Source organism: Cryobacterium glaciale (genome assembly GCF_004402535.1).
Taxonomy (GTDB): Bacteria; Actinomycetota; Actinomycetes; order Actinomycetales; family Microbacteriaceae; genus Cryobacterium; species Cryobacterium glaciale.
Genome location: NZ_SOEY01000018.1, coordinates 158,585 through 174,175 on the forward strand (window position 1 = coordinate 158,585; position 15,591 = coordinate 174,175).

At 66.4% G+C, this 15,591-nt stretch carries 16 protein-coding genes and 1 tRNA gene; 9 read left to right on the forward strand and 8 right to left on the reverse strand.

Annotation, left to right across the window (positions count from 1 at the left end; genetic code table 11):
• Positions 1–77 precede the first annotated feature (77 nt).
• On the forward strand, positions 78–314 hold the full coding sequence (locus tag E3O06_RS08860) for a hypothetical protein (RefSeq protein WP_105033547.1): 237 nt from the start codon (positions 78–80) through the stop codon (positions 312–314).
• A gap of 25 nt (positions 315–339) precedes the next feature.
• Here the strand turns inward: E3O06_RS08860 and E3O06_RS08865 are convergent, their stop codons facing one another.
• The 5 genes from E3O06_RS08865 to E3O06_RS08885 form a co-directional block, all read right to left on the reverse strand.
• Positions 340–708, reverse strand: a complete 369-nt coding sequence (locus E3O06_RS08865; protein WP_134502860.1) for an Rv3654c family TadE-like protein — start codon at positions 706–708, stop codon at positions 340–342.
• Entirely contained in the window at positions 705–1,100 is a 396-nt protein-coding gene (locus E3O06_RS18255; protein ID WP_277612250.1) for a TadE family type IV pilus minor pilin, read from the reverse strand. The genes E3O06_RS08865 and E3O06_RS18255 overlap by 4 nt, the downstream gene beginning before the upstream one ends.
• Positions 1,081–1,242 (reverse strand): DUF4244 domain-containing protein, encoded by a 162-nt coding sequence (locus E3O06_RS08875; RefSeq protein ID WP_241980019.1) that lies wholly within the window; start codon positions 1,240–1,242, stop codon positions 1,081–1,083. The genes E3O06_RS18255 and E3O06_RS08875 overlap by 20 nt, the downstream gene beginning before the upstream one ends.
• A 208-nt stretch (positions 1,243–1,450) precedes the next feature.
• On the reverse strand, positions 1,451–2,533 hold the full coding sequence (locus E3O06_RS08880; RefSeq protein ID WP_134502863.1) for a type II secretion system F family protein: 1,083 nt from the start codon (positions 2,531–2,533) through the stop codon (positions 1,451–1,453).
• Positions 2,533–3,651, reverse strand: coding sequence for a TadA family conjugal transfer-associated ATPase (locus E3O06_RS08885; RefSeq protein WP_134502866.1), 1,119 nt, complete (start codon positions 3,649–3,651; stop codon positions 2,533–2,535). Before E3O06_RS08885 ends, E3O06_RS08880 begins: the two co-directional genes overlap by 1 nt.
• 406 nt (positions 3,652–4,057) lie before the next feature.
• On the opposite strand from E3O06_RS08885, the gene acs reads away from it, so the two are divergent.
• Entirely contained in the window at positions 4,058–6,031 is a 1,974-nt protein-coding gene (acs, locus tag E3O06_RS08890) for an acetate--CoA ligase (protein WP_134502869.1), read from the forward strand.
• Positions 6,032–6,196: 165 nt separating this feature from the next.
• Here the strand turns inward: acs and E3O06_RS08895 are convergent, their stop codons facing one another.
• Together E3O06_RS08895 and E3O06_RS17525 are read right to left on the reverse strand one after the other, a co-directional pair.
• The gene (locus tag E3O06_RS08895) at positions 6,197–6,667 is read right to left on the reverse strand and encodes a RidA family protein (protein ID WP_134502872.1); all 471 of its coding nucleotides are present in this window, start codon (positions 6,665–6,667) and stop codon (positions 6,197–6,199) included.
• 2 nt (positions 6,668–6,669) lie between these two features.
• A complete protein-coding gene (locus tag E3O06_RS17525; protein WP_166788150.1) occupies positions 6,670–6,837 on the reverse strand; it encodes a Sp36 family protein in 168 nt (55 codons plus the stop codon).
• A gap of 71 nt (positions 6,838–6,908) precedes the next feature.
• Here E3O06_RS17525 and E3O06_RS08900 point away from each other — a divergent pair, with 71 nt between their 5' ends.
• The 7 genes from E3O06_RS08900 (at position 6,909) to E3O06_RS08930 (ending at position 14,872) form a co-directional block, all read left to right on the forward strand.
• The gene (locus tag E3O06_RS08900) at positions 6,909–9,494 is read left to right on the forward strand and encodes a transglycosylase domain-containing protein (protein WP_241980004.1); all 2,586 of its coding nucleotides are present in this window, start codon (positions 6,909–6,911) and stop codon (positions 9,492–9,494) included.
• The gene (locus tag E3O06_RS08905) at positions 9,491–10,483 is read left to right on the forward strand and encodes a metallophosphoesterase (RefSeq protein WP_134502877.1); all 993 of its coding nucleotides are present in this window, start codon (positions 9,491–9,493) and stop codon (positions 10,481–10,483) included. The genes E3O06_RS08900 and E3O06_RS08905 overlap by 4 nt, the downstream gene beginning before the upstream one ends.
• Positions 10,484–10,546: 63 nt before the next feature.
• A tRNA-Pro gene (locus E3O06_RS08910) sits at positions 10,547–10,620 on the forward strand.
• An 83-nt stretch (positions 10,621–10,703) separates the two neighbouring features.
• A complete protein-coding gene (locus tag E3O06_RS08915; RefSeq protein WP_241980005.1) occupies positions 10,704–12,197 on the forward strand; it encodes an MFS transporter in 1,494 nt (497 codons plus the stop codon).
• 125 nt (positions 12,198–12,322) lie between these two features.
• Positions 12,323–13,201 carry a hypothetical protein gene (locus tag E3O06_RS08920; protein ID WP_134502879.1) on the forward strand — a complete coding sequence of 293 codons (879 nt, stop codon included), beginning with the start codon at positions 12,323–12,325 and terminating at the stop codon, positions 13,199–13,201.
• 4 nt (positions 13,202–13,205) lie between these two features.
• Positions 13,206–14,306 (forward strand): acyltransferase family protein, encoded by a 1,101-nt coding sequence (locus tag E3O06_RS08925; protein WP_134502881.1) that lies wholly within the window; start codon positions 13,206–13,208, stop codon positions 14,304–14,306.
• The gene (locus tag E3O06_RS08930) at positions 14,303–14,872 is read left to right on the forward strand and encodes a YdcF family protein (protein ID WP_134502883.1); all 570 of its coding nucleotides are present in this window, start codon (positions 14,303–14,305) and stop codon (positions 14,870–14,872) included. The genes E3O06_RS08925 and E3O06_RS08930 overlap by 4 nt, the downstream gene beginning before the upstream one ends.
• Here E3O06_RS08930 and E3O06_RS18260 read toward each other — a convergent pair.
• The gene (locus E3O06_RS18260; protein WP_134502885.1) at positions 14,844–15,473 is read right to left on the reverse strand and encodes an acyltransferase; all 630 of its coding nucleotides are present in this window, start codon (positions 15,471–15,473) and stop codon (positions 14,844–14,846) included. The genes E3O06_RS08930 and E3O06_RS18260 overlap by 29 nt on opposite strands.
• Positions 15,474–15,591: the final 118 nt, after the last annotated feature.

Genomic DNA, 15,591 nt, shown 5'->3' on the forward strand with positions numbered 1-15,591 from the left:
CGCCCAGTTCGCTCTGGGCATGCACGACAACAATCCCAAACCCTTGCTGTTTGCCCACCCAAGTGCAGAATAGACCCATGGGTACAATGACGGCCACATACACCGCGAAGTTGACGGATGGGCCCCTTCAGGGCAAGACAATCACGACAACCTTTCTCGATTCGGGTGATCCGCAGCCCCGCATCGAGATTCCGGCCGATTCCGGCAAGCGCTATCTCTACGCGCGCGGCGCCGGCCTCGAGTTCGAGGGTTCTGACTCCCCGGGCCGCCCGAGCGCGGTCGAGTACCGCTACCTCGAGGTGCTCCTCTCCTAGCTCGCGCCCGGCTTACCCGGTCAGTTCACCCGCCCGGGTCGCCCGACGGCGGCCCGGCCCGGGCACTCGCCGAGATGTCGATGCCGTGCACCCGACGCCGCACCGAAACGGATGCGATCAGCCCCGTCACCGTACAGTGCGTGACGGCCGTCTCATTCAGCGTCGCCGCGGCATCCGCTGCCGCGCAGGGGTAGCCAGCGATCGCCCCGGATGCGGTGTCGGCAGCAGCGAGTGCCGCCGCGTCGGCCGCATTCGCGACGGACCGGCCGACGGCGAGCAGCCCGAGGATCGACACGATCAGGGTCGTCAGCAGTACGGTGCCCGCGAGCACCGCGAGGGCAAGGATCGACCCCGCCCCGCGCTCGGCAGGTCGGCCCTCGGCGCTGCCTCTCATAAGCCGCCGGCCAGGGCGCAGGAGTGCGCTTCGAGGGTCAGGCCCACGAATATTCCCGGCAGCCCCTGCGCAGTGGCTCGGGCACAGACGAACTCCCCGCGACGATCCGACGACAGGCTCGCCCCCACTACCGCACTGTGCACGAGCCCGGCGGCTCGCCCAGTGCTATCCCCGCGGGCGAGCGCACGCGCGGCGCTGGCGGCGGCATCCGTCAACCGCACCTGCACTCCGACCACCTGAACGGCACCGAGGCAACAGGCCAGAACGAGCACGACGGCCGGCAGCGCCGTGGCGAATTCTGCCGTCGTGCTGCCCCGAGAGCCCCGAGTGCCTCGAAGGCCCCAGCGACTCCGAAGCCCCCCAAGACTCCGGCTACCCGATGCTGAGGGCACGTCGCACCAGGTCGGTGAGTATTCCCCGCACTTCGTCGCTGCGCAGGATGACAATAAGCAGCCCGGCGAATCCGACCGCGGCCATGGTGGCCACAACGTATTCCGCGGTCGCGGCTCCGGTCTCGTCGGCCAGACGTCTCAGCGCAGCGCGGCCGGGCGCGGCCGCTTCAGCAAGAACTGCGGGTCTCACCGGCGCTGCAGTTTCTGCCAGCGCTGCTGGCACAGCCATCTTTGTATACACAGACTCGTCTCCTTCGGCGTCCATCGACGCGGGTTGGGCGGCACGAGCACGTTCACTCTGCTCCCGTCGGATCGTCCGCGCCGCGGCATTCGCCCATCTGTGGATAGGTTCAGAACGTCGTCAGGGTGGAGGACAGCACGCTGATCAGCAGCGGCACCACCCCGACGAGCATGAACGCGGGCAGCACGCACAGGCCGAGCGGCAGCATCAGCGTCACCGAGAGCGTCGCGGCCCGGCGCTGCCCAGCACTGCGGGCATCGCGACGCAGTTGTTCGGCCTCGCTGCGCAGCAATTCCGCGGCGGGGACCCCCGCGCGCATCGACAGGTCGAGCACCCGATCAATGGGATCGACGTGGGAATCGGATGCGATGCCGTAACGCCCTGCCGCGGCCTGCACCAGGGCCCGCGAACGGTCGACCGACCCGCCGCCGGACATGGCAATCGCCATGAGCTCCAAGCGCAGCCCGGGCGTCAGCTCTGTCGGGGCGGCCCGGCGCACGAGCGCGCGGCTCCACCACGCGGCGGCGAGCATCAAGAGCGCGCCGCCAGCGAGGCAGACCAGCCCCGGCACGGTCGCAAACAGGGTGCGCAGGGAGTCGAAACCCATCAGGCTGCCGAAGAGAACGCCGATCACCGGCAGCACCATGACCAGCCGGGCCGTCGCTCGCGGGGCGGCCAAGGCCACCTCCAGGTCGCGCTGCACCTGGGCGAGTTCGCGCAGCGACGCGGCGAGCTCTCGCAGGCATCCGGCGAGCGGCGCACCCGCCTGGGTCGCCACCTGCCAGGCCGCGGCGAGTCCGAGCCACGCGCGCTCGGCCTGCCCCGCCCCCTCTCCCCTTCGGCCGGCGCGGGCCGACGCCGGCCCGCGCCGATCGCCACCAGTCGGCGGGTGATCCCGCGCTTGCCGGTGCGCCTGGCCGGCGATCGCGTCGGCCACACTCTCGCCGCGGGTCGCTGCTCGGGCTGCAGCCCGCAGGATGCCCGTGGTCGCCGAATCAGCCCGGCTGGCCGGCGGTCGGCTGTACCTCCGCCCGGCCGTAATCGGCTCGGCACCCGAACCGGACGGCGCATTTCGGGCCGGCAACAAATACCCCCAGGCCGACACCGGGGAGACGCCGGCCGACAGCAACACCGCGAGCCGCTGCGTGACCGCCGCGACTTCCTCGATCGGCGGCACCGCTTCAGCCGACATCAGACCGCCTCGATCGACAGCCGGTCACGGCCATTAAGGGTGAACCGGCCCACCGCGTCGAGCCGTCGCACCCCGTCGGTGCGTTCCAGGTGCAGCACCAGCCCGATCGCGCTCACCGTCTGCCGGGCCACGGCCGCGGCGCTCATCCCGGCAAGCGCACCGAGCGCTTCCAACCGGGCCGGAACATCTTCGAGCGAATTCGCGTGCAGCGTGCCGGCTCCCCCGTCGTGCCCGGTATTGAGGGCGGCGAGCAACTCACGAATCTCAGAACCGCGGCACTCCCCCAGAACGAGCCGATCCGGGCGCATGCGCAGCGCCTCTCGCAACAGCGCCTCCAGGCCGATGCGCCCCGCTCCCTCCAGATTGGCCTGCCGGGCTTCCAGCGCGACCACGTGCGGATGCCGGATGCGCAGCTCGGCCACATCTTCGATCGCGACAATGCGCTCGTCGGACGGCGCTTCACCGAGCAGCGCGGCCAGCAGGGTCGTCTTTCCACTCCCGGCGGCACCGGTGATGAGCAGGTTCTGACGGCCTCGCACCGCAGCACGCAGACGGCTCAGCCGGGCAGCGGATGCCTCCCCCACGCCGAACAAGCCAGCATCAGCGAGCGCACCGAGGCTGCGGTCTGCGGCGTGCGGCAGCCGAATCGAGAGCAGCGTTCCCGTACTCGACACCGGCGGCAGCACAGCATGCACCCGGATACCGTCGGCCAGACGAACGTCGACGCACGGGCTCGCCTCATCGATGTGCCGACCGCCGAGGGCGATCAGCCGCACAGCCAACTCCCGCACTGCGGCCTCACCGAGTTGCCACGCGGGCGCGAAGGCGAGGCCCTGCCCGGCATCGATCCACAGCCCGGAGTCGCCGTTGACGAACAGGTCCGTGGTTTCGGGGTGTGCGGCGTAGCTGGCCAGCGGTCCGAGCGCGCGCACGTTCAGGCGGTGATCGCCGACCGTAGTCGGTTCAGCGGCAGGCCTGGTGGCCGTGCTATGCCGAGCGGCGTTCGCGGGCGGCGACACAGCAGATTTCGCACCGACGAACGTCGGCGTGCCAGGATCTGCCCACGGCGCCACGGCCGGAACAGCGTAGGAGGGAACGGCAACGAAGGGCTGACCCATGCTTCGACGCTAGGGCCCCGCGACCTCGCGCCGGCGGCTGCCGCAGATTCTGTGGACAGCCTGCGGGGCCTCAGGCTTGGGGAGGAGGCGCGTTAAACAGAAGGGGCGGCACCTATTGGGGGGAACAGGTGCCGCCTAGCACCACGCAGATTGGGGGGAACCGTACGCGATGCTGGTCAAAACTTTCGTTCAGACGTATTTCAGTTTACGCAGCCGCGCTCAAATTGCAAGTCCAATGTCCTCATTTGAGAGGACACTCGGCCGGGGGGTAAAAAATGCCCCTGAAACAGGGGCCCCGTTTCTCAGTATTTCGGTTGTGTATACAGAGATTGACCCGGAACCGGTAGGGTTCAGGTGAGCTGGCAATGTCCTGCATGCACGTAACGCAAAGGAGCGAATTACACATATGACGGTTAAAATTGACACCCTCCTGCACGAATCGCGTCGATTCGCGCCCACTCCCGAGTTCGCCGCACAGACAGCAGCGACACCAGGCCTGTACACCGAGGCCCAGAAGGACCCCGCCACCTTTTGGGCTGATCAGGCCCGTAATCTGTTGCATTGGCACAAGCCATTCACCAAGACCCTTGACTGGACCAACCCGCCGTTCGCGAAGTGGTTCGAAGACGGCGAACTCAATGTCGCCTACAACTGCCTCGATCGCCACGTTCTCGCCGGCAACGGCGACCGCGTCGCGCTCTACTTCGAGGGTGAGCCCGGTGATTCGCGCAGCTATACCTACGCCGAACTGACCACCGAGGTCAAAAAGGCCGCCAACGTGCTGCTCGGGCTCGGCGTCACGGCCGGTGACCGCGTAGCCGTCTACCTGCCGATGATTCCCGAGGCCGTTATCTCCATGCTCGCCGTCGCCCGCATCGGCGCCGTGCACTCCGTCATCTTCGGTGGGTTCAGCGCGGAGAGCCTGCGCTCGCGCATCGACGACGCCAATGCCGTGCTCGTTATCACGGCCGATGGCGGCTATCGCAAGGGCAAGATCAGCGCCCTGAAGCCGGCCGTGGACGCCGCCCTGCAGAGCAATGACTCCTCGGTGAAAAACGTGCTCGTGGTCAAGCGCACCGGCCAGGACGTGCAGTGGAATGACCGCGACATCTGGTGGTCCGACGCTATGGAGACCGCATCACGCGAGCACGAGGCGCAGGCTTTCCCGGCCGAGAACCCGCTCTTCATTCTGTATACATCGGGCACGACCGGCGCGCCCAAGGGCATCCTGCACACCAGCGGCGGCTACCTGACGCAGAACGCTTTCACCCACCAGAACGTCTTCGACCTCAAGCCCGAAACGGATGTCTACTGGTGCACCGCCGACGTCGGCTGGATCACCGGACACAGCTACGTGGTCTACGGACCGCTTGCCAACGGTGCGACCCAGGTGCTCTACGAGGGCACCCCCGATTCCCCGCACACCGGCCGCTGGTGGGAAATCATCGAGAAGTACAAGGTCTCGATTCTGTATACAGCGCCGACGGCCATTCGTACTTTCATGAAGCTCGGCCGGCAGATTCCGCAGAAGTTCGATCTGTCGAGCCTGCGCGTGCTCGGCTCGGTGGGCGAGCCCATCAACCCCGAGGCGTGGATGTGGTACCGCGAGGTCATTGGCGGTAACCTGACGCCGATCGTCGACACCTGGTGGCAGACCGAGACCGGATCGATCATGGTTTCGGCCCTCGCCGGTCTCACCGAGACGAAGCCGGGTGCCGCTCAGGTTCCGGTGCCGGGCATCACCATCGATGTGCTCGACGACGACGGCCAGCATGTCGGCCACGGCAACGGCGGGCTCCTCGTGGTCACGCAGCCCTGGCCGGCCATGCTCCGCGGCATCTGGGGCGACCCAGAGCGCTTCAAGGAGACCTACTGGGACAAGTTCGAGGGCACCACCGGCGCGAAAGACGGCCCGCTGTACTTCGCCGGCGACGGCGCTCGTCTCGACCACGACGGTGACATCTGGCTGCTCGGCCGCGTCGACGACGTCATGAACGTGTCGGGCCACCGTCTGTCCACCGCTGAGATCGAGTCGTCCCTTGTGGCCCACTCGCTCACGGCTGAGGCTGCCGTGGTCGGGGCCGCCGACGAGACGACCGGTCAGGCCGTCGTCGCGTTCGTGGTGATCAAGTTCAGCCAGGCCGAGATCGCCTCCCACGAAGACATCGTGGGCATTCTGCGGGCGCACGTGGCCCAGCAGATCGGTGCCATCGCCCGCCCGCGCGACATCTACATCGTCGACGAACTGCCGAAGACCCGCTCGGGCAAGATCATGCGCCGCCTGCTGCGCGACGCAGCCGAAGGGCGCGACGTCGGCGACGTGACGACCCTCGCCGACACCATGGTGATGAACACCATCACGTCGCAGATGAAGAAGTAGCCAGCCGAATAAGAGTTGAGGCCGTTCCCGGAAGGGAGCGGCCTCAGCTGTTTCTTCTCACAATTGCGCATAACTCCTGCAATTCGTGGCCCGGCTCAGCGAGAGCCTTGATTTTCAGCGGATGCTCCGCGCGGCCGTCCCGAATTGCAGGAGTTATGCACGGGGTTACGCGAACGCGACGACAAACTCGATCTCGACCGGGGCATCGAGCGGCAGCACGGCAACGCCGACGGCGGAACGCGCGTGCCGCCCGATGTCGCCGAAGATCAGGGCGAGCACGTCGGAGGCGCCGTTGACCACGGTCGGCTGGCCGGTGAACGACGGGTCAGACGCAACGAAGCCGGTGACCTTGACCACCTGGGTGATGCGGTCGAGCGACCCGATCACGCTCTTGATGGCGGCGAGACCGTTGAGCGCGCAGGTGCGGGCGTACTCCTGGGCGTCGGCAGCGGGCACGAGGCCGTGGCCGTCACCGACCTTACCGGCGGCGGGCAGCGCGCCAGACACCATCGGCAGCTGGCCGGCAGTGTAGACGAACCCGTTGCTGATCACGGCGGGCAAGTACGCGGCAACGGGGGGCACTACGTTGGGCAGTACCAGTCCGAGTTCGGCCAGGCGTGCTTCGATTTTCGACACGATTATGCCTCTTCCTTGGGCGCGAGCGGGCGTTTCAGATAGGCAACGAGACCGCCTTCTGGGCCGGGGACAACCTGCACGAGTTCCCACCCGTCGGTGCCCCAGTTGTTCAAAATGGCGGCCGTGTTGTGGATCATCAACGGCGTTGTGAGGTATTCCCAGGCGGGCATGTGACTCCTATTGAGGCGGGCATTCAGATTTGTCGCTTACGCTCAAGTCTATGTCTGCCAAAAATCGAACCGTGAGCGGGGCTCTGGGGGGCCTCCTGGGTATCGTCGGAATGAGTGCCGTTGCCGGCATTCTCGTGACCGCCGCCGTCGCCCCAGCCGTTGCCCTGTCCGGCATGGCCGCCACGAACACCATCAACGTGTTCGACAGCCTGCCCGAGTATCTCTCCATCGATCAGCTCTCCCAGAAGAGCAACATCTATGCATCGAGCAACCCGGACGATCCGGTCGGCAGCCGCGTGCTCCTCGCTTCGTTCTACGAGCAGAACCGGGTGGACGTCGCGTCCGACGCGATCAGCCAGTTCGTGAAGGACGCCGCGATTGCCGGTGAAGACCCGCGTTTCATGGAACACGGCGGCGTAGACATCCAGTCGAGCTTCAACGGCGCCGTGCAGACCCTGGCCGGCGGCGAAACCCGGGGTGGCTCCTCCATCACCCAGCAGTATGTGAAGAACGTACTGATTCAAAAATGCGAGGTCATGACCGACGCCGACGCGGCGAAGTCTTGCTATGACGACGCCACCAAGACCACGGCCGACCGCAAGCTGCGCGAGATGCGCCTCGCGATCGGCCTCGAGAAGAAGTACGAAAAAGCAGACATTCTTCGCGGCTACCTCAACATCGCCGGTTATGGCGGAACGGTCTACGGCATCGAAGCCGCCGCCAACTACTACTTCAACACCACAGCACTCGCCTTGACCCTGCCGCAGGCGGCGAGCCTGGTCGCGATCGTGAACAACCCGGTCAAGTTTCAGCTCGACCGGCCAGACAGCGAGACCAACGGTGCGGCCAACGGCTATGCGGCGAACAAGGTGCGCCGCGACTACATCCTGACTGAGATGCTCAAGTACGACAAGATCGTGCAGGCTGACTATGACGCCGCGATCGCGGCGCCCATCGAGCCCGTGATCACCGTGCCGAGCACCGGCTGCCAGACCGCCGGAGGCAGCGCCTACTTCTGTGACTACGTCACCAAGATTCTGAAGTCCGATCCCACCTTCGGAGCGGATGCTGAAGCCCGCCTCGCGAACTTCCAACGCGGCGGCTTCGACGTGTACACCACGCTCGACCTCGAACTGCAGGGTGCCGCCGAGAATTCCCTGAACAAGTACGTTCCCAAGACGTATCCCGGCTGGGACGTCGGCGGGGTCGTTTCGAGCGTCAAGGTCGGTACCGGTGAGGTGCTCGCCATGGCGCAGAACAAGGATTACAGCCAGGTGGAGCAACCCGCCGGCAGCAACTTCACGAGCATCAACTACAACACCGACCGCGCCACGGGCGGTTCCAGCGGTTTCCAGCCCGGTTCAACTTACAAGGTCTTCACACTGGCCGAGTGGCTCAAGGAGGGACACGCCCTCACCGAGCGAGTTGACTCACGAGTCAAAGCGAACTGGGGAACTTTCCAGGACAGCTGTCTTGGTCCGCAAAACTACGGCACGGGGTTCAGCCCGCGCAATGACGGCGGCGAGGGCGGCTCCAATGAGACGGCGCTGCACTCGACCACCCGGTCGATCAACACCGGCTTCATCGGCATGGCCAAGAAGCTCGACCTGTGCGGGATCAAGAAGACCGCTGAGGCCTTCGACGTGCACGCGGCCGACGGCGGCGACCTCGGCCAGAACGCGTCGTCGGTCATCGGCACGAACTACGTCGCCCCGCTCACCATGGCCGTCGCGTTCGCCGGCATCGCCAACAACGGCATGACCTGCACCCCCATCGTCATTCGCAGCATGATCGGTTCCGGCGGAGCCGAGCTGCCGATCCCCAAGTCGACGTGCACGCAGTCGGTCACGCCGGAGGTAGCCGCTGGCATGCAGTACGCCATGGCGACCACGACGACCGGCAATGGAACAGCCGCCTCATCGGGCTCGCGCACCTCGCCCAAGGTGCCTATCATCGGCAAGACTGGAACCACCGACTCCGCCAAAGACACCTGGATGAGCGGTGCCAGCAGCAAGGTCGCCACCGTTGTCGGCGTGGTCAACGTGAGCGGGACGTTTAAAAACCAGCGCTTCACCAAGCTCAACGGAACCCAGGCGTCCCTCGTCCGCCACCTCATTTGGCCCCAAGTCATGAGCGTCGCCAACGCCAAGTACGGTGGAGACGCCTTTCCGGAGGCCACGTCGAGCGTGATCAACGCCGTCGCCATTCCGGTTCCCGACGTGCGCGGCAAGTCCATGGCCGAAGCGAAAACGACCATCGAGGCGGCCGGATTCTCCTTCGTCGACGGCGGTGCGACGACCTCGGAGATGCCGGCCGGTACCGTGGCCAACACGGATCCGGCGGGCGGTTCCGCATCCACTCGCGGTGCGACGATCACGGCATTCTCGAGCGACGGTACGGGAGTCACCATCCCCACCGGGATCATTGGCAAGTCCGAAACGGATGCCCGAACGACGCTCACCGGCGCGCCCTACAGCTTCACCGTAGCCAAGCTCGAGCAGGCGGTGACCGACAAGGCGCAAGACGGCAAGGTTGTCGCCATTCAGCCTGGTGAGGGCACGGCCGGCCGCCCCGGTGACGCCGTGACCATCGTCATCGGCAAATACACAGCGCCAGCGCCAGCGCCAGCAGCGACCGAAAAGAACCCCAAAGAGTGACCGCCCTTCGCCGCCTCGGCGGGGGCGGACGGCTCGTCGGCACGTCGCTCGCGGCGGCGGGCGCGCTCAGCCTCGCCGCCTTCGCCTGGGGTGCGCTCGTGGAGCGCACCCGGTTCACACTGCGGGAGGTGAGCGTACCGGTGCTCGCGCCGGGCTCAGCATCCATTCGGGTGCTGCACCTCTCCGACCTGCACATGGCGCCCTGGCAGAAGAACAAGCAGGAGTGGGTGCGCAGCCTCGCCGCGCTGAAGCCCGACCTCGTGGTCGACACCGGAGACAACCTTGGGCATGAAGACGGCGTCAGGGGCATCGAGTACGCCCTCGCCCCGTTCCGCGGCATCCCCGGTGTCTTCGTCAACGGGTCCAACGACTTTGTGGGACCGCAGCTCAAGAACCCGTTCACCTATTTCGGCGGGCCGTCGAGTCGACGCACCATTCGCGGGGAGGAACTCGACACCGACGCTCTGCGCCGGGTCTTCGCCGATCTCGGTTGGACCGACATCAACAATGCGGCCGAGTCCCTCGACCTGAAAGATACCCACGTGGAGTTCTTCGGCGTCGACGACCCGCACATCGGTCGGGACCGGCTCGATCTGATCACGCGCGCGATCGACGACCTGCGGGCCAACGATCCGCTCGGCGACGATGTCTGGCCCGACCCGGAAGAGGCCGCAGCCCCGCGGTCAACGCTCACCGTTGGCGTGGCGCACGCGCCGTACCAACGCGTGCTGAACTCCTTCGTGAATCACGGCGCCCAGCTGATTCTGGCCGGACACACCCACGGCGGCCAGGTCTGCGTGCCCGGTTTCGGCGCTCTCGTGACCAACTGCGATATTCCGCGCCGCCAGGTGAAGGGGTTGAGCCTCTGGAACCACGGCCTGCGCACCGCTTTTCTGAACGTCTCGGCTGGCCTCGGTACCTCGATTTATGCGCCCGTGCGCTTCGCCTGCCCGCCCGAGGCGACCCTGCTCACGTTGACCGCGGCCTAACTGCCCGCTCAATTCGTCGTGGGACGCATTGAGCGCCTATACTGATTGAGGCCCACGGGCCATCGGGGTATGGCGCAGCTTGGTAGCGCGCGTCGTTCGGGACGACGAGGTCGCAGGTTCAAATCCTGTTACCCCGACAGCAGTGGCAATAACAACAACACCGCGAACAACTGTGAAACCCCCACTCAAGCCGAGTGGGGGTTTTGTTGTAGGATCTCCTGTGACTTCCACGCCCGCCACCCCCACAGCACCCGTCGTTCCGCGCCGGGCCTGGCAGGCCTTGATCGTGTTGCTCGCCGGCATGTTCATGGCGTTGCTCGATACGACGATCGTGAACGTCGCGCTGCCGAGTATTCGCACCAGCCTCGATGCCAGTGAGGCGACCCTGTCGTGGATCATCTCCGGCTATGCCCTCGCCTTCGGCCTCGCGCTCATTCCGGCGGGCCGGGTCGGCGACCGCATCGGCCACAAATGGGTCTTCTTCACCGGCCTGGCCCTGTTTACGATGGCGAGCCTCGCCTGTGGGCTCGCGCAGAACGACCTGCAGCTCATCGTGGCCCGCGTCGTCCAGGGCCTGGCCGGCGGCATGTTCGTGCCGGCCGTGACCGCCGTCATCCAGCTGATGTTCCCGCCCACGGCCCGCGGCAAGGCTTTCGCGATCATGGGCTCGGTCATCGGCGTCTCCACCGCGCTCGGCCCCATCGTCGGCGGGCTCATCATCGAGGCTTTCGGGGCCCCGAACGGCTGGCGCCTGGTGTTCTGGGTGAACCTGCCGATCGGCGTTCTCGCACTCGTGACCACCGTCTTCCTGCTGCCCAGCGGGGCCGCGCTCCCCCAGAAGGCGCAGGTCTCGCGGGCGGGCATCGACTGGCTCGGCCTCCTGCTCATCTCCGCCGGCCTGGTCGCACTCCTGGTGCCGCTCATCGAGGGCGAGGATCAGGGCTGGCCGCTGTGGACCTTCCTCACCCTCGCTGCCGGAGCACTGCTCGTGGTTGCCTTCGGCGTCTGGGAAGTGAATGTCGCCAAACGTGACGGCAGCCCGCTCGTGCCTCCGCACCTGTTCTCCCACCCGGCGTTCACCGGCGGCGTCATTCTTGCCCTGGTCTACTTCGCGGCCTTCACCAGCATCTTCTTTACGATCTCCATTCTCTGGCAGGCCGGGCTGGGTCACAGCGCGCTCGAGTCGGGCCTCGTCTCGATTCCGTTCGCAATCGGCACGATTCTCGGCGCCTCCCAAAGCGACCGGCTGGCCAAACGGCTCGGGCGCACGGTGCTCGTGGTCGGCGTGGCCTTCGTCACGATCGGCCTGATCTGGATCTGGCTGGTCATGCTTCTAACGACTCCGGGCGACCTGACCAATTGGCACCTGCTGCCGCCGTTGTTCATCGCCGGCCTCGGCAGCGGATTCTTCATCGCACCGAACGTGTCCTTCATCGTCGCGACCGTCGCGCGCTCCGAAGCCGGCGGAGCGAGCGGCGTGGTCGGCGTCATGCAGCGCGTGGGCAGCGCCGTCGGTATCGCCGTGATCGGCAGCGTCTTCTTCGGCACGCTGACGGTGACCGGCCCCGGAACGGATGCCCTCGCCATCGCGTTCACGCACAGCGCCACCCTGGCGATGGCGGTCAGTGCCGGGTTTGCCGTGCTCGCGCTCGTGCTGGTGTTCGCGCTGCCGAAGCGCATCGCCGGCAACGGCCAGGCTTCCGCCGCCGGGTAGGCCGAGTTGGCTGTGCAGGCGGGGTGCTTCGGCTGACCCCGGGACCGCGCCCGGCACCGCACGAAACCTAGCCCCGCCACATCCCGGGTTGGACCTCGAGGACTCACTCTGCTACCTTCGGCAGAATGAAGCGTCGAGAGTTTCTCACTTTGTCCACCGCTGGCGCAGCCACGCTCGGTTTCGGTGCGCTCGGCGCACCGGCCACTTTCGCTGCCACCGCTCCGAAGCTACCCGGAGAGGTGTCGCGCCTGTCGAATGTGCTCACCCAGAAGGGAAAGAAGCTCTACGACAACATCGAAGTGGACATCGGCGGTGATCGTGCCCGCCTGTTCATTCCGCAGACAATTTCACGCAATTCCACCGCTTCGGTGGGGGCGGTGTGGTTCTACCACGCGGCCTCCAGCTCGCACAACGCCCTCAACGGTGGCTTCAAGTACCCCGGTGAGCTCGTCGTCGACCAGAACTCCATCGCCATCTGCATCAACGCCGGCGGCACCCAGTACACCAATTCCATCGCCACCAATGCTCAGAAGAACGCCTGGACCTACCTGAACTCGCTCTACACCGTGCGCCGCAATTTTCTGCGGGCTACGTCCTTCGGCGGATCACTGGCCTGCTACACCTACGGCAAGAAGCTCATCCCTTACATTCGCGGCCTGTACATGGTCAACGCCCTCTACGACAACGAGTGGCTCTACGCCTACGACACCCAGAACCAGGCGCACGTCGGCGATGCCTACAACAACAACCTCACCCTGCTCAAGGGCACCAACCCGGCGCGCATCAGCGCGACGCCGTGGACCAACAGCCGGGTCAAGGTACTCGTCTCCGATGACGCCCACCCCGATAATGTGGTCATTCCGAGCAAGAACGGACTCGCCCTGATCAATAAGATCACGCCGGTCGCCGCCGACGCCCAGGTGATGTATCACACGCTCGCCCATGAGACGCCGGGATTCGCCCACACCGACATGATGAAGACCTTCGCGCAGTGGTCCGTCTAGTGCAGTGGTCGGTGTAGCGAACCAGACGCGGGTCGACTGGGTTGATGGCGCCAAAGGCATCGCCATTCTGCTCGTTGCCCTCGCGCACGCGGTGCAGTGGACCGTGCTCAGCGGTCTCGCTCCCGAGCTGTGGAACAAGATCAACCTCGTCTTCATCGTGTTTCGCATGCCCCTGTTCTTCCTCGCCTCCGGACTGTTCGCCGCCTCGGTGATCACCCGCACCTGGCCCACCCTCTGGCGTACCCGACTGAGTCTGCTGGTCTGGGCGCTGCTGGTCTGGACGGTCATCCGCTTCGGGTATTTCTCGCTGCTGCCCAACCCGGCCGGCTTCGACGAGACCAACCCGATCGACCTGCTGCTCGCCCCGGTGCGCCCCAGCAACGGCCTGTGGTTTCTCTACGCCCTCGCCCTGTTCTTCGTGGCCGCCAAGCTCATGCGGGGCCGCATCGACTGGCGGGTGCAGATCGGCGGCGCCGCCGTGCTGTCGGTGCTGTTCTTCGCCCGCGCCGACACCGGCAACATCGCCTGGAATGGCATCGGCCGCTACTTCGTGTTCTTTCTGCTCGGCTGTTACCTGCGCGAGTGGATCATCGCCTTCGTGAACCGCCCCAGCCGCTTCGGCGCCCTGGGGCTGGGCCTGGGGTTCGGCGCGGCCTTCCTCGCGCTGGCCGGCGTCATTCTCACGGTCGATGCGCGGGTGCCGTTCATCACCGGCACCCTGGTGCTGGTCAGTCTGCTCGCCCTCGGCGCCGGCCTGCTTGTGGCCCGATTCCTGGTCGACTCTCGGGCAATGGGGTGGCTGGCCTACGTCGGTCGCAATACCCTGCCGATCTATGTCGGGCACGTTCTATTCGTCTCGGCCCTGACCAGCCTGCTGCTGCTATACCGCGGCGAGGCCTGGCTCGACCGGCTCGGCCCCGTGTTGCCCGTGCTCGTCGCCGGCGGGGCCGTCGCCGCCTCACTGCTGTTTTGGCGCCTCGTGCGCGACCTGCCGGTACTTCGATACGGGTTCATCGTTCCGACCTGGTTCGCCGGGCGCGCGCCGGGGGTGACATCGGCAGGGCAGGCAGAACCGGCAGAGCGGATGCGCCCGCGCAGCGAGTGAGCCGATCGCGCTGCCGGCAGCGCGCGCTCCTGGCGCTCACCGGCCTGGTGCTGCTGTCCGTCGGCCTGTTGGCCGTCACGACCCGAACGGTGATGTTTCCGCGTGAAGACCCGCCCGTTCCCGCCGACGCCATCGTCGTACTCGGTGGACTCGGAAGCGCCGCCGTGGTGGCCAAGGCCGTCGACCTCGCCAAGGCCGGTTACAGCGGACGCATCCTCATTTCGGATGCGTTCGGCGGCGACACCCGCCCGGCAAATTTGTGCGCACGCCCCGTGCCCGTGCCGAGCACGACGATCGAGGTGGAGTGCTTCGACCCGCACCCGACCACGACCCGAGGTGAAGCGGAGGCCATTGCCGCGTTCGCGAGAGAACAGGGCTGGAACCGGGTGATCGTGGTCACGTCGAGCTATCACGTGAGTCGGGCCCGGCTGCAGATCAGCCGATGCTACGCGGGGTCACTCGCGGTGATCGGTGCCCGACAGCCGATGGATCCGCTGAAATGGGCCTACCAGCTCGTCTACCAGAGCGCCGGGTTCATCAAGGCCGCGGCCACGCCCGCATGTTGACCAGAAACCCCTCGGCGATCGAGTCGACCCGCTCACGGTAGGTCGGGCCGACCATGTCGGCCTCTGCCGGCCATTCAGCGAGCGCCGCGTGGAACTCAGGCCATTCCTTGATCGGCCGGGCCGGAACACCGGCCACGATGGTGCCGTCCGGAACCGACGCGGTGACCACCGAGCCGGCTCCGACGACGCACCGGTCCCCAATTCGAACGCCCGGCAGCACGGTGACACCGGCACCAATAAACACGTCGGAGCCCACTCGAATCGGCGCAAACCGGTAGCGACGACCCCGCTCGTCGCGGTAGAGCCAGCCGGAACCGTCGTGGGTGATGAACGTCACCGCGGAGCTGATCGTCACTCGGTCGCCGATCGAGATGAGCCACGGCTCGGTCGTGGCGATGTCACTGAGAATTCGGCAGCCGCTCCCGATTTGCACGCCCAGGGCCCGCATGGCGTACACCCGGCCCCGGGAGCGTCGCAGGAACTTATAGGTCAGGCGGGACAATTTCACCGGAAACTCCACTTCGTTGATGGTTCGGGCCTTCAGCGACCCGCCCAAAGTATCGGTTTTCGGGCCGCCGCGCTGGCGCTGAGGAAAATTCACGTGTTATCGTTGCGCCTGATCGCACCAACAGCGCTGCGGCCAGATCTCGTGTTCCCACTGAGCTTGTCTAACCACTGAGCTACCACCATTCCCTGCGCGACCTCCCCCGAAGGCGGCC

What these genes read in the sequence shown, in the direction of transcription:
- E3O06_RS08880 (WP_134502863.1), bottom strand. Translation starts at nt 2,533, where the DNA reads ATGTCGGCTGAAGCGGTGCCGCCGATCGAGGAAGTCGCGGCGGTCACG.
- E3O06_RS08920 (WP_134502879.1), top strand. Translation starts at nt 12,323, where the DNA reads ATGAAGCGTCGAGAGTTTCTCACTTTGTCCACCGCTGGCGCAGCCACG.
- E3O06_RS08860 (WP_105033547.1), top strand. Translation starts at nt 78, where the DNA reads ATGGGTACAATGACGGCCACATACACCGCGAAGTTGACGGATGGGCCC.
- E3O06_RS08865 (WP_134502860.1), bottom strand. Translation starts at nt 708, where the DNA reads ATGAGAGGCAGCGCCGAGGGCCGACCTGCCGAGCGCGGGGCGGGGTCG.
- acs (WP_134502869.1), top strand. Translation starts at nt 4,058, where the DNA reads ATGACGGTTAAAATTGACACCCTCCTGCACGAATCGCGTCGATTCGCG.
- E3O06_RS08885 (WP_134502866.1), bottom strand. Translation starts at nt 3,651, where the DNA reads ATGGGTCAGCCCTTCGTTGCCGTTCCCTCCTACGCTGTTCCGGCCGTG.
- E3O06_RS17525 (WP_166788150.1), bottom strand. Translation starts at nt 6,837, where the DNA reads ATGCCCGCCTGGGAATACCTCACAACGCCGTTGATGATCCACAACACG.